The sequence below is a fragment of the Zhouia amylolytica AD3 genome (assembly GCF_000511935.2).
Lineage (GTDB): Bacteria > Bacteroidota > Bacteroidia > Flavobacteriales > Flavobacteriaceae > Zhouia > Zhouia amylolytica.
The window spans coordinates 67,587-81,091 of record NZ_AYXY01000020.1; the positions used below are offsets into that span (position 1 = coordinate 67,587).

Genomic DNA, 13,505 nt, shown 5'->3' on the forward strand with positions numbered 1-13,505 from the left:
AGTTATCCGTTTAATTTTATAAATCCACCGTCTATTGGAAAGTCTGTACCTGTAATAAAAGAAGCTTCATCAGAGCATAGGTAAAGTGCCAGATTGGCGACCTCCTCGGGTTTACCCATTCTACCTATTGGCTGCGTTTTAGAAAGTTTATCAAACATTTCGTCTTCTTTACCTGGGTAATTCTTTTTAATAAAACCATCTACAAAAGGTGTATGTACCCGGGCTGGAGAAATACAATTACAACGAATACCACTTTCTAAATAATCCTTAGCAACAGAATATGTCATGGTAAGTACAGCTCCCTTTGACATCGAATATGCAAATCTATCAGAAATACCCACAGATGAAGCGATGGATGCCATATTCAGAATAATCCCGCCTTTTTTCTTTAAATGAGGTACTACCGCATATATACAGTTGTACACCCCTTTAACGTTTACATTATAAATTCTATCTAAATCTTCGACAGTGGTGTTTTCAACATTACCAACATGCGCAATTCCCGCATTGTTTACGAGAATGTCGATAGATTGTTCACTCGCGATAGCATCAATAATTTCTTTTACCTGCGAATGATTCGATACATCACACTGATGAAAAACAGCTTTTCCCCCTTCTTTTTCAATTTCTGCTACAGCTTGCTTCCCATTTTCTTCACTAAATTCAAGCATATGTACTGTGGCACCAGAAGCTGCAAATCTGGTGGTAATCGCTTTCCCAATTCCACTTGCACCTCCAGTTACTATCGCTACCTTATTTTTTAAACTAAATGACATATTATCTAAGTGTTATTTCAATTATTGTATCAATTTCATCTTGCTTATTTTCAGGGATCGCTATCATTAATTGGTCGCTTTTGAGTTTAAATTTCAGCTTTGACTGATCCTTGAAAAAGTTCATGTTTTTTATCTTCCCTTTAAAACCATCAATAACAATGTTTCCATCTTTCGGGTCAAGAATATGCAGGTAAATTGTTTTCCCTTTTTGAGTAGAGACTATTTCATTTTCTATAGAGACTGGCCCATTTCTGGTTCCATATATAGTCATTCCGTTTTCGCGAATCCAATCTCCCATTGCCAACAATCTGTCTTTATGCTCTGATTGTATCTTCCCATTTGGCATAGGCCCTACATTAAGAAGGAAATTTGCATTATTTCCTGCTGCCTTCACCAGATACTGGATAAGTGTTTTAATCGATTTATGCTTACCGTCTTGTAAATTGAAACCCCAGGAATGATTAATTGTCTCACAAGTCTCAAGTGGAAGCCTTCCAATTTCGGTCCCCCCGAAACCAGTCGTGTTTTTTCCGGGCAAATCTTTTTCAAACATTTGAAAATCCTCTCCCTCAAATGGAAGTACATGATGGTTATTCCCAATAAGAAGAGCCGAATCAACATCGTGAATCATCTTATAAGTTCTGTCTAAATGCCAATCAATCTTCGTTTTCTTTGGATTGTTTTTATCGCTTTTATCCTGTTGGTCCCACCATCCATCAAACCAAAAACCTGCGATATTATAATTTTCAGCAAGCTCCTTGATCTGGGCATCCTGAAATTCCAAATAAGCTTCCCAATCACCCTCGTTTGGTCGACCGGTTTTTACACCCGTTCTTCCCCTTGGAAAATAATCAGAATCCCTCCAATCCAATTGTGAATAATAAGCGAATAACTTTATACCTTGCTTTTCACATTCTTCTTCCAGCATTCTAAAGATATCCTTGCCATAAGGGGTTGCTTTTACAATATTGTAATCCGATACTTTTGAATCGTACATAGCAAAACCATCGTGATGTTTGGTCGTAATGGTAATGTACTTCATCCCTGCATTTTTAGCCAGGCTCACAATCTCCTTCGCATCAAAATCCTGAGGATTAAAAAAAGATGGAAGTAATTGATAGCGGTTAACAGGAATATTCTGATTGTTCATTACCCATTCGCCATCTCCTAATATACTGTATACCCCCCAGTGGATAAACATTCCAAATTTCGCATCCTGAAACCATTCACGAGCTTCCAGATTTTCTTTAGAAGGTTCGTATTTTTGCTGAGCGCTTATGACTTGAGCAATGGCCAAAAAGAATAACAAGGTACCTATTACTTTTTTCATCATTGGTTGGTTTTTAATTTAAAGGGATACCCCCCTTTTCCAGGGAATAAAATCATCTTGTCCTAATTTATCTGCACAGGTTTGTTTTTTACCACTGGCAATTTCAATTATTAATTCTATTAATTGATTTGACAATTCTTCCTGAGATATGCCTTCAGACACCAACTTACCAGCATCGAAATCTATAATATCTTTCATTTTTGCCGGAAGCATAGAATTGGAGGCAATTTTTATTACAGGACAAACAGGGTTTCCTGTTGGGGTTCCAAGTCCGGTAGAAAATAAGATCATATTGGCACCAGAGCCCGCAAGTCCTGTAGTGGACTCAACATCATTACCAGGAGTACACAATAGATTCAAACCTTGCTCAGTTGCATATTCGGCATAATCAAGTACATCAGCAATAGCGCTACGACCTCCCTTTGTTGCAGCTCCAGCCGATTTTATAGCATCCGTAATAAGACCATCTTTAATATTTCCGGGAGATGGGTTCATATCAAAACCTGACCCCACCTCATGAGCCTTTTTATTATAGCTCTCCATAAGATGTATAAACTTATCAGCAATATCCCGGTTTGGACTGCGATCTATTAAATCTTGTTCAACTCCACACAATTCGGGAAATTCCGACAGAATACTTTTTCCTCCAAGGGCATTAATCTTATCCGACACCAAGCCTATTAATGGATTGGCCGTAATTCCGGAAAAGCCATCCGAACCTCCACATTCCAATCCCAGGGTTAATTTACTCAAAGGTGCAGGCTTACGAGTAATTTTATTAACTTCTGAAAGCTCTTTATAGGTCTTATTTACTGCCGACATGAGCATTTCTTTTTCTGAACTAAACTGTTGCTGTTCAAAATACAAAACAGGCTTTTCTAAATTAATATCTTTGGTCAGCGCCTCCTGAATCATACTTATTTGAGCATGCTGACATCCAAGACTCATTACCGTAGCCCCCGCAACATTCGGATTTTTTATATATCCGGCCAATAAATTTACCAAGGCCTCTGCATCAGCACGCGTACCTCCACAACCTCCTTCATGAGTTAAAAACTTTATCCCATCTATGTTTTCAAATACTTTTTCAGAAGCTTTTTCAACATCTTCAACAAAAACTTCAGCAGACTCCCCTGAAACAAGTTTCTTCAATTGTAGTTTGTACGGATTTTCTTTTTTATATCCCAGTTCCGCTTCAAAAGCCTCCCTAAGCACTTTTAAATTTCTATTTTGACAAAATACCATGGGAATGAATATCCAATAGTTTGCCGTTCCAACCTGGCCATCTGAACGATGATACCCTAAAAAAGATCTTTCTTTTAAATCAGAAATATCAACCTTGGGAGTTTGGTATTCTTTATTTTGAAATGCATAAGTCGCTGCCTCATGCTTTATGTTTTCCGTAGTTATCAATTCACCCTTTGCAATTGGTTTCAAAACTTTGCCCACCGGAACCCCATACATTATAATTCTGTCATTAATATTAAAGTCGTTCAGGGCAAACTTATGCTTCACAGGAACCAACTCCTTTAATGAAAAAGAACCATCGGGAAAAGTGATACTATCTCCAGGTTTCAAATCTTCCAATGCAACCGCTACATTATCTTCAGGCGATATAATTAAATAATTTTTCAATGTATTTTTTATCTTAAATTAAAAGAACTTCAAAATTAAGCCTAAAAGCTCCTTATAGATTATACTAAATTTGCTTATACTTGTACAATATTTGCATAATCGAACTATTAATTGCAAATGTTATGTAATTATACGAATTCACAATCATAGGTGACATGAAACTGCATTTTCTTCAGAAAAATTTAGACAGCGACATAAAAGTATCAAAAAACAAAGAAAAAGAGTTTCTCAAATTATGGCATTATCACCCTGAAACAGAGATTGTTTACATTGTAAAAGGAACTGGAACCCTATATGCCGGTGATTACATTGGCAGCTTTAAGGAAAATGACATTTTTTATATCGGAAGCAATGTTCCGCATATGTTTGACTCCACAAGGCAAGAAGAACAAGATGATAATTATTCTCTTGCCTATGTAATTCATATAAAAGAAGATACACTCCAATTCAACAAAGCTTCCGGCAATACCTTTTCTTACATAAAAAAGTTACAGGATACAGGCAAAAGGGGAATTCTGTTCAGGAGTCAGGCAACCTATCCAATCATGCAAATTTTAGACAAAATGAATACCAATACAATTCATGAAAATGGTATTGCACTTTTGAATCTATTCTATCAGCTGCATAACATCGAAGACAAATTCATTTTGAGCAGTAAGCATTGGTTATTAAATTATGAGGTCAAAGATGTCCGACTGAATAAAGTGATACAGCACATCATGGAAAATTTCCAAAAACCGCTTGCACTAGAAGAAATCGCCTATATGTCGGGCATGAATAAATCGGCCTTTTGCAGATACTTCAAGAATAAGACCGATAAATCTTTTATAGCATTTTTAAATGAACTCCGAATAAATTACGCTTGCAAGGTTCTCAATGAATCCGAACCTCAAAAGTCAATTTCTGAAGCCTGTTACCGCTCTGGTTTTAATAGCCTGTCTTATTTCAATCGCACTTTTAAAAAGGTCAAAGGAATTGCGCCAAGTCAGTATCGAAGAATAACCATTTAATCATATTTAAACCAGTATTAAAATTAAATTCTCAGTCGGATAAAATCTTGTGTGAACATCGATAAAAATGGCATTTACGCATTATTATATAAATGCTTCCAATTTATTGAGATAAATTTATAGTGTTTAGAGGTTTTAGAAAATGAGAATAGGCAATTGGATACGCAACAAAATATTTTGGGGTCTTGATTTCATTCAAGGAAACAAAATAAGGCATCATTTAAGGGATATTGAATTTATCCTACGCGATTTAGATGCAAAAGAATCTATTAACCGAAGAGAGCAATTGCTTAAAGAACTCTTAAACCATGCCGTTAATACCACCCCTTATTATTCGAAGTATGACACCTATTCATCCTTAGAAGATTTCCCGGTGATTAAGAAAAATGTTGTTATCGAAAACTTTGAAAAGTTTAGATCAATTAGATATCTCAAAAGTAAAATTCACAAAGTAACAACAAGCGGATCAACCGGTATTCCTTTTACCATTTTTCACGACTCCGAAAAAAGAGTCAGAAATACTGCCGACACCATTTATTTTCTTCAAAAAAATGGATATAAAGTAGGTGAACCCCTGTATTATTTTCGCCTTTGGAAAGGAGAAACCAAAAGTCGCATGAAAAGCTTCCTGCAAAATGTTTCTAAAGTAGACATTAGCAAACTCTCTGAAGAAGATATATTCCAAATAGTAGAAAGACTGAAAAAAGACACCTCCTTAAAATGCTTTATCGGCATTGCTTCTTCACTTGAAACCATCTGTCATTATCTCGAAGATAATAATTATGAGCCTATAAAAACCAACGCCCATTTTTTTATAGCTAATTCAGACAGCCTAAGTCCTTTTACCAAAACGGCAGTTAAAAAATATTTTGATGCTCCCATTGTTTCCAGGTATTCAAATGAAGAATTAGGCATTATCGCCCAACAGGAAAACAATGAAAGTGATGTTTTTAGGATCAATTGGGGAACCTACTTTGTTGAAATATTAGACCTGGAGTCAGACGTTCCTGCCAAACCGGGGGTGGTCGGTCGAATTGTGGTTACAGACCTCTATAATTATGCGATGCCGCTAATTAGATATGACACCGGAGATCTTGCCAGTTACGGTTTTGTAAATAACGAAAAGGTGCTGACAAAAGTTGAAGGAAGAAAAATGGATGCTGTATATACAACTTCTGGTGAGCTATTGTCCCCTTATGCCATATATCCTAAAATGCAGGATTATTACGAATATTTTAATCAGTATCAATTCATACAACTGGGTGCCTCAGAGTATCTCATCAAACTGAATTACAAAAAAGACTTTATCAAAGAAGAAGAATTCAGGCAAAACTTTAAGTCCTTACTCGGAGAGGATGCCCAGATAATCATTGAATACGTAAATGAGATCCCTGTCTTATCTTCAGGAAAACGAAAAAGAGTCATTAATCAATACAATCCGTAAAACTCCCATTAATTACATCGATAAATCTTAGATTTCATCGTCATTAATACCCTACAGAAATTCAATTAAGTATTTTTGGCTCAACTAATTACCCCACCTTTACGGTTTATTTAACCGAAATTGATTAATAGCACATAACATTAAATTTTTAATCAATTAAACTTTTCATTATGAGAAAATTGTATTTACGTTATTGTGCCGTTTTATGCGGCATCATTATCGCGTGTGGTTCTATTAGTTGTGATTCCGATCAACTTACCTCCGGCGAAGTATTAGATACGGAGAACATCCGCAAATCAAACAAAGAAATTTCTTTTGACATGAGTCAGGAGTGTGTCAAAACTTCAACCATTTTATATGCTGGTCAGCATACACCTGTAGGAGAAGTTACCGTTACAGAAGATGGTGATAATTACATCATTAATGTCTCAACAGATGATGGTTATTGCATGAGTGAAATTCATATTGATGTAGAAGCAGTTCCTGAAGATTTTCCTATTAATGGAGGTGGAAACCCACAAATAGGACATTTCGAAATTAATGATGACTACGATTGTACAACCGGTGAAGAATTCGTGGTTGCAATGTCTGAAGGAACCTTCATTGCCGTTCATGCTGTGGTTACCTGTGAGGAAACCACTGCTGAAGATATTACCGAAGCTCTACCAGCAATGGTTAGCGTATGTGCCACCGCCAAAGGAGCCGATGCAGCCAACAGTTATTTCGACGTAACTGTTGATGGAGAATCTTGGTTAGCCGGTGATTATGGAGCCTGGTGTGCCGATGTTGACAGATCACTTGATGCAGGTCATTGTTTTGATGCCGATGTATATGCATCGTATGAAGATCTTCCTGATGGAATTATCGAAAATCCAGGTAATATCGATTTGGTAAACTGGATCATGAATCAAGGATTCTTAGGACAAGCCAGCCCAAGCGGAGGCACTTATACCTTCGGAGATATTCAGTGGGCTATCTGGGAGTTACTTGATGATGCCAACTGCTCTGCTTGCGCATTCTTAGGTGATGACTGGAGTGAAGAAAAAGGACAGGAAATTGTTGATGCCGCCATGCAGAATGGTGCTGACTTTATGCCTGGTTGCGGCGATTATATTGCTGTACTGTTGGTTCCTACCGACAACTCACAACCAATTTTCATTCCAATTCACATTCCATGTAAAGAATGTGGTTCTGAAACCGCTTGGGGTGATGGATGTGACTTCCCTGGTAATAACTGGGCAATGTATTTCGAATACGGTGCTGACGATTAATTCTCATAAGTATACAAACAAAAAAAGCGAGGTCAACACCTCGCTTTTCTATTTTTTACAGACTATGTTTTCTGTTCCTTTTTCTTGGCTGCCGGAAATAATATATTATTCAGAATAAGCCGATATCCGGGAGAATTAGGATGTAACTCAAGCTCCGTTTTAGGATCGCCTACACGGTGACGGTAATCCTCTGGATCATGACCTCCGTAAAAGGTAAAAAAGCCTTTACCTTTAATTCCATGTATATACCGAGCTTCTCCATTCGTTTTATTTTCACCCATAACTAACACAGTTGGCTTAATTTCATCCCTTTTATAAGATGTTGTTTGCCCCATAAAACCTTTTACCAAAGAAGTATGATTTTGACAAAGCATCGTAGGGATCGGATCCCATTTAGCGGAAAAATCCATCAGTGTAAAATAATCTCGCTCAAATGGAACATGACGCTTTGAAGTCATATCTATTGATGAAAATTCATAAGCCAGTGGATTCCTTTCTAAAGTAAAATTGGTAAAAGCAAAAGTCTTATTATAATCTATTTTACGCTGGTAACTTGGATCGGATGGATCACCATCAAACATGGCTTCACAGATATCAACCCCTTCGGCCGATAAAGCAATATCAAAACTATCTGTCGCCGAACACATGGCAAACATAAATCCTCCACCAACTACATAATCGCGGATGGCAAGAGCAACTGCCAGCTTTTCTTCCGAAACTTTATTATACCCCAGTTTACTTGCTAAGGCTTCAGCTTCCTTTTTTTGTTCAATGTACCATGGAGTAGCTCTGAAAGCGCCATAGAATTTACCGTATTGCCCGGTAAAATCTTCGTGGTGCAAATGAAGCCAATCGTATAGTAAAAGTCCATTATTCAGTACCTCTTCATCATAGATAACATCGTATGGGATCTCTGCATAAGTCAATACCATAGTTACAGCGTCATCCCAAGGCTGGTTTCCTTTAGGAGAGTAAACAGCAACCTTGGGGGCCTTCTCTAATACAATTGACTCCTGATTCACTGCAGGGCTCGAAATACCCTTTAGAATTTCTTCTGTCTTGGAATCTGAAATCAACTCATACGAAACTCCCCTGATCTTGCACTCTTTCTGTAAGTCATCAAAATCTGGTATAAGGAATGCGCCACCCCTGTAATTTAAAAGCCATTTTACTTTAACGTCCTGTTCCAGGACCCAATAGGTTATACCATAAGCCTTCAAATGGTTTTGCTGATGTTCAGCATCCATTGGGATTAACACATAAGAAGCAAATGATTTAAGAGTGGAAAAAATTAAAAAAAGAAAAAAAAAGCACTGCTTCCTGTTGAAATAAGAAGTCAGTGCCAGCATATTTTTAGAATGGAACGTCATCATCATTAGGATTAAAACCTTCATTCATACTACTCCCAAATGCCTCATCAGCACTTGGTAAATTTTTAGTAGTAAAAGGATTCTCTTCATCTTCATTCATTTTCGAAGGAATCTCAAAAGGTGTATCAAAGTCATCTAAGTTATCAAATTTACCTAGTTCTCCAATGAATTTTAACCTAATGTTATCTAATCCACCATTACGGTGTTTTGCTACAATAAATTCAGCCTGACCTTGTGTAGGACTTCGATCCTCATCATCCCATTCCTCAATTTTATAATATTCAGGTCGGTAAATGAATGATACAATATCGGCATCCTGTTCAATTGCTCCAGATTCACGAAGGTCGGAAAGCAATGGTCTTTTACTACCACCCCTGGTTTCCACAGCACGTGAAAGCTGAGATAAGGCAATAACCGGAACATCCAGTTCTTTTGCCAGGGCTTTCAAGTTTCTCGAAATCATGGATATTTCTTGTTCACGGTTACCATTTTTAGAGGTACCACCTGCCGTCATCAACTGCAAATAATCAATAATGATTAGCCTTATGCCGAATTGGGAAGCAAGACGTCTTGCCTTTGCACGTAAGTCAAATATGGACAGTGAAGGGGTGTCATCTATATATAATGGAGCTTTTTCCAGGTTTTTAACCTTTACATTCAATTGCTTCCATTCGTGATCCGCTAATTTTCCGGTTCTCAGTTTTTCCGACGAAAGTCCGGTCTCAGATGATATCAAACGTGTTATAAGCTGTACTGATGACATCTCCAATGAAAAGAAGGCAACAGGTATATTAGAGTTAACAGCCATATTTCTTGCCATCGACAAGTTAAATGCTGTTTTACCCATACCAGGTCGCGCTGCTACAATAATCAAATCACTGGGTTGCCAACCTGAAGTTAATTTATCCAGTTTATCAAAACCTGTAGGAATACCACTCAGTCCTTCTTTATTCGATATCTCCTCAATTTTCTTTTTAGCTTGCATCACCAAGCTTTGCGCTGTCTCAGAAGACTTTTTAATGTTTCCTTGAGTAACTTCGTATAATTTCGCTTCAGCATTATCTAATAAGTCAAAAACATCTGTAGTTTCATCATAAGACTCTTCGATAATTTCACTTGATATTTTTATCAAAGATCGCTGAATAAATTTCTGTAGAATGATTCGCGCATGAAATTCAATATGTGCAGAAGAAGATACTTTTTTAGTAAGCTGAATCAGGTAAAAATCGCCACCAACCACATCCAGCTTGGCATTTTTCTTTAACTGCGCCGAAACTGTTAATAAGTCTATCGGCTCTGAAGATTCGAATAACTGAACAACCGCCTCGAAGATATGTCGATGCGCCTCTTTATAAAATGCATCCGGTGATAATATATCAATTACCTCATCTACCCCTTTCTTATCTATCATCATAGCTCCCAACACAGCCTCCTCTAAATCAGTTGCTTGCGGTGGAATTTTCCCTTTTTCAAGATGGATTATATTCGTCTTGTCTAATTTAACTCCAGAAATGGGGTTTGTTTTTTCCATAGTTGCGAATGTAGAAAAATGATAAAATAAATATTCAATTTTAAGCGACTAACAATTAACAGGTTGGGTGTTCATTACCTGTTAATAACTCAAGTTCTTTGTTAATAAAGTTAAAAAAAACCGAAGTAAAAAACTTCGGTTTTTCAATATTATTAAGAATAACAGTAGTTAGCCTTTGTAGACTCCCATTTCTGCATATTTATCCATTCGAGAATTTACCAGTTCTTCTGGTGATAACTTTTTAAGTTCGTCGTAATTTTTTAGAATTGCTTTCTCAACTGCTTTATAGGTAGCTTCTCTATTTGAGTGTGCTCCTCCAAGTGGTTCTTTTATAATTTCATCAACCAACTTAAGTTTTTTCATATCTTTTGCAGTAAGTTTTAACGCCTCTGCCGCTTGCTCCTTATACTCCCAACTTCTCCATAAAATAGAAGAACAAGATTCCGGGGAAATCACAGAATACCAGGTGTTTTCAAGCATCATAACTTTATCACCCACTCCGATTCCTAAGGCACCTCCTGATGCTCCCTCTCCAATAATCATAACAACTACAGGAACCTTTAAGCGCGTCATTTCCAGAATATTTCTGGCAATGGCCTCTCCTTGCCCACGCTCTTCTGCCTCAATTCCAGGATATGCACCCGGAGTATCTATCAGGGAAATTACCGGAATACCAAACTTTTCTGCCATCTTCATTAATCGAAGTGCTTTTCTATACCCTTCAGGATTCGCCATCCCGAAATTTCGGTATTGACGCGTTTTCGTATTATACCCTTTTTGAGTACCGATAACCATAAAAGATTGATCTCCTATTTTCCCTAATCCTCCGATCATCGCTTTATCGTCTTTTACATTTCGGTCACCATGTAACTCTAAAAATGTATCTCCAAATAATGCTTTAATATAATCCAGGGTATAAGGTCTTGAAGGATGTCTGGAAAGTTGAACCCGCTGCCATGCAGTCAAATTCTTATATATCTCCTTTTTGGTATCGTTAAGCTTTTTCTCTATCTGCTTACAAGTATCTGTAACATCAATATCACTTTCTGAGCCTATCACTTTACATTTATCTAACTGCTCTTCAAGCTCTTTAATAGGTAATTCGAAATCTAAATATTCCATTATTATTTATAAATATTGGTTTTAGTTAGCCCACAAATATAAAACTTTAATGTTATTGCCTAAAACATTGTACTTTTTCTTTTTCTTTTATTTTTCAAAACCCCGTTAACTATAACCGTCAGGAGTATTATCGTTGCTCCAACATAAAATTGTGAGCTCATTTTCTCTTCCGCTCCAAACACCAGATATGCCAAAATTATACCATATACAGGCTCCATATTAATGGTCAACATAACCGTGTAAGGACTAATGAATTTCATCACCTTAACAGACGCTATAAAGGCATAAGCCGTACACACAGAAGCCAACAGACCTAAATAAACCCAGTCAGAGACTGAAACTTTAAAAAAATCGGTGCCGTACCCTCCGGTAAACCACAAATAAAAACTTAAAAAAACAACTCCACTGAATAACTCATAAAAAGAAATCACTGAAGGCTTATAGCTTTGAATAAACTTACCATTTATTAAAGTGAAGATAGCCGATAACAAGGCTGCTGTTAATGCCAACACTATCCCCAACACGTATTCGGTTTCGACCTCAAAAATGATGTACAATCCGCCCACCACGATTAAACCGAAAAATATTTCGTACCAAATAACTTTGCGCTTGTACCAGATCGGTTCCAATATGGCTGTAAAAAAAGAACCTGTAGACATCATAGCCAGGGTCACAGAAACGTTAGACACCTTTATAGCCTTAAAGAAGGTAACCCAATGCAAGGCGATTATAACACCTCCTATAATAAAACCCATCAAGGTTTTCCTGGGAACCTTCCAGTCAATCTTTTTTATCCATAAATAAATACCGATAAAACCAACGGCCATCAACATACGATACCAAACCAAGGGTGTGGCATCTAGTGATATTAAGGCTCCAATGACCGCAGTAAACCCCCAAATAAATACTATAAAATGGAGGTGAAGGTAATTCTTTAAGTTATCGTTTAGCATTTTTTAATAGGTATGCAGCTAAGATTCCAAACATAATATTTGGTATCGACACCGCTAATAATGGAGGAAATCCAGATTGCTCCGCCATCGTACCAAATATTTTATCAAAAAAGATGTATATAAATGCCAAAGAAATCCCTAAGGCCAAATTAACACCCATTCCTCCTCTTCTTTTCATCGAAGATACCGCAACCGCAATAATAGTAAGAATGAAAGCTGAAACCGGTAAACTCCAACGCTTATATTTCACAACTAAATATCTGTTGATATTCGGAGATCCTTTTCTGCGCTCTTTTTCTATAAACTTGTTCAGCTCAAAAAGGTTTTTGGTTTCGGCTATATAAGACACAGGCGTAAGGTCGTCAAGATTAAACGGGAATACAGTATCTACCCTTCGCTCTGTTTCAATGATATCATTTCCACCCCCGATGGTTCGCTTCATATAATTCCGTAAACGGTATACAGAATCCTTATCAATCCATCGAATGCTCGCAGCCGAGATCTTATACTTCAATTCATTATTCTCAAAATGCTCTAAAGTAAAATCCCTGCCAATTTTATTGGTTGGCTCGAAATGACTCAGATAAATAAAATCATTATCGTTTACCTGATTATATAAATTCGTTGTTTTCCGTATATTTTTATTCTTCTTGAGATACTCGTATCGGAAATCATTATATCCTTTACTGGCATTGGGAACAATAAACATTCCCATTACAAAAGTAATTACTGCAATAATGGAAGCCCCCATTAGATAAGGATATAAAAATCGCCTGAAAGAGATACCCGAACTCAATATGGCAACGATCTCCGTATTATTAGCCAACTTTGAAGTAAACCATATGATAGACAAAAAAAGGAATATCGGAAAAAGTAAACTGGCGAAATAAAATGTGAAATCTATATAATAATTCACTATTTCATCGAAAGGAACCTCTCGGGCAATCATTTTGTCAACCTTCTCGGAAACGTCGACCATAATTCCGATGGGAACAAAAAGCAACAACATCACAAAAAATGTCGCCAAATACCTTTTTAGTATATACCAGTCTATGATCTTCAT

The 13,505-nt window shown here is 37.0% G+C and carries 11 protein-coding genes; 3 read left to right on the forward strand and 8 right to left on the reverse strand.

The window, feature by feature from the left end; all coding sequences use genetic code 11:
- Positions 1-2: 2 nt before the first annotated feature.
- From P278_RS09240 to P278_RS09250, 3 genes are read right to left on the reverse strand one after another with little or no spacing between them, the layout of a single operon-like run.
- Positions 3-776, reverse strand: coding sequence for an SDR family NAD(P)-dependent oxidoreductase (locus P278_RS09240; RefSeq protein ID WP_038265699.1), 774 nt, complete (start codon positions 774-776; stop codon positions 3-5).
- Position 777: 1 nt separating this feature from the next.
- Positions 778-2,109, reverse strand: coding sequence for an alpha-L-fucosidase (locus tag P278_RS09245; protein ID WP_316930414.1), 1,332 nt, complete (start codon positions 2,107-2,109; stop codon positions 778-780).
- A gap of 15 nt (positions 2,110-2,124) precedes the next feature.
- Positions 2,125-3,741 carry a UxaA family hydrolase gene (locus P278_RS09250; protein WP_038265703.1) on the reverse strand — a complete coding sequence of 539 codons (1,617 nt, stop codon included), beginning with the start codon at positions 3,739-3,741 and terminating at the stop codon, positions 2,125-2,127.
- 155 nt (positions 3,742-3,896) lie between these two features.
- On the opposite strand from P278_RS09250, the gene P278_RS09255 reads away from it, so the two are divergent.
- From P278_RS09255 to P278_RS09265, 3 genes are all read left to right on the forward strand, one after another.
- Complete coding sequence (locus P278_RS09255) at positions 3,897-4,751, forward strand: AraC family transcriptional regulator (RefSeq protein WP_038265706.1); 855 nt, start codon at positions 3,897-3,899, stop codon at positions 4,749-4,751.
- Between the two features lie 142 nt (positions 4,752-4,893).
- Positions 4,894-6,195, forward strand: a complete 1,302-nt coding sequence (locus P278_RS09260) for a phenylacetate--CoA ligase family protein (protein ID WP_038265709.1) — start codon at positions 4,894-4,896, stop codon at positions 6,193-6,195.
- 170 nt (positions 6,196-6,365) lie between these two features.
- Complete coding sequence (locus tag P278_RS09265) at positions 6,366-7,466, forward strand: hypothetical protein (protein ID WP_038265711.1); 1,101 nt, start codon at positions 6,366-6,368, stop codon at positions 7,464-7,466.
- Between the two features lie 62 nt (positions 7,467-7,528).
- Here P278_RS09265 and P278_RS09270 read toward each other — a convergent pair whose 3' ends face one another.
- The 5 genes from P278_RS09270 to P278_RS09290 all read right to left on the reverse strand — a co-directional run bounded on the left by P278_RS09270 (position 7,529) and on the right by P278_RS09290 (position 13,505).
- Positions 7,529-8,815, reverse strand: coding sequence for a hypothetical protein (locus P278_RS09270; RefSeq protein WP_038265958.1), 1,287 nt, complete (start codon positions 8,813-8,815; stop codon positions 7,529-7,531).
- A gap of 4 nt (positions 8,816-8,819) precedes the next feature.
- Positions 8,820-10,367, reverse strand: coding sequence for a replicative DNA helicase (dnaB, locus tag P278_RS09275; protein ID WP_038265715.1), 1,548 nt, complete (start codon positions 10,365-10,367; stop codon positions 8,820-8,822).
- Positions 10,368-10,535: 168 nt separating this feature from the next.
- Positions 10,536-11,489: an acetyl-CoA carboxylase carboxyltransferase subunit alpha gene (locus tag P278_RS09280; protein ID WP_038265717.1), complete on the reverse strand. Its 954-nt coding sequence runs from the start codon at positions 11,487-11,489 to the stop codon at positions 10,536-10,538.
- Positions 11,490-11,548: 59 nt separating this feature from the next.
- Complete coding sequence (locus tag P278_RS09285) at positions 11,549-12,442, reverse strand: DMT family transporter (protein WP_038265721.1); 894 nt, start codon at positions 12,440-12,442, stop codon at positions 11,549-11,551.
- A complete protein-coding gene (locus tag P278_RS09290) occupies positions 12,429-13,505 on the reverse strand; it encodes an LptF/LptG family permease (protein WP_038265724.1) in 1,077 nt (358 codons plus the stop codon). The genes P278_RS09285 and P278_RS09290 overlap by 14 nt, the downstream gene beginning before the upstream one ends.

What these genes read in the sequence shown, in the direction of transcription:
- dnaB (WP_038265715.1), bottom strand. Translation starts at nt 10,367, where the DNA reads ATGGAAAAAACAAACCCCATTTCTGGAGTTAAATTAGACAAGACGAAT.
- P278_RS09240 (WP_038265699.1), bottom strand. Translation starts at nt 776, where the DNA reads ATGTCATTTAGTTTAAAAAATAAGGTAGCGATAGTAACTGGAGGTGCA.
- P278_RS09290 (WP_038265724.1), bottom strand. Translation starts at nt 13,505, where the DNA reads ATGAAGATCATAGACTGGTATATACTAAAAAGGTATTTGGCGACATTT.
- P278_RS09255 (WP_038265706.1), top strand. Translation starts at nt 3,897, where the DNA reads ATGAAACTGCATTTTCTTCAGAAAAATTTAGACAGCGACATAAAAGTA.
- P278_RS09265 (WP_038265711.1), top strand. Translation starts at nt 6,366, where the DNA reads ATGAGAAAATTGTATTTACGTTATTGTGCCGTTTTATGCGGCATCATT.
- P278_RS09280 (WP_038265717.1), bottom strand. Translation starts at nt 11,489, where the DNA reads ATGGAATATTTAGATTTCGAATTACCTATTAAAGAGCTTGAAGAGCAG.
- P278_RS09260 (WP_038265709.1), top strand. Translation starts at nt 4,894, where the DNA reads ATGAGAATAGGCAATTGGATACGCAACAAAATATTTTGGGGTCTTGAT.
- P278_RS09270 (WP_038265958.1), bottom strand. Translation starts at nt 8,815, where the DNA reads ATGCTGGCACTGACTTCTTATTTCAACAGGAAGCAGTGCTTTTTTTTT.
- P278_RS09285 (WP_038265721.1), bottom strand. Translation starts at nt 12,442, where the DNA reads ATGCTAAACGATAACTTAAAGAATTACCTTCACCTCCATTTTATAGTA.
- P278_RS09245 (WP_316930414.1), bottom strand. Translation starts at nt 2,109, where the DNA reads ATGATGAAAAAAGTAATAGGTACCTTGTTATTCTTTTTGGCCATTGCT.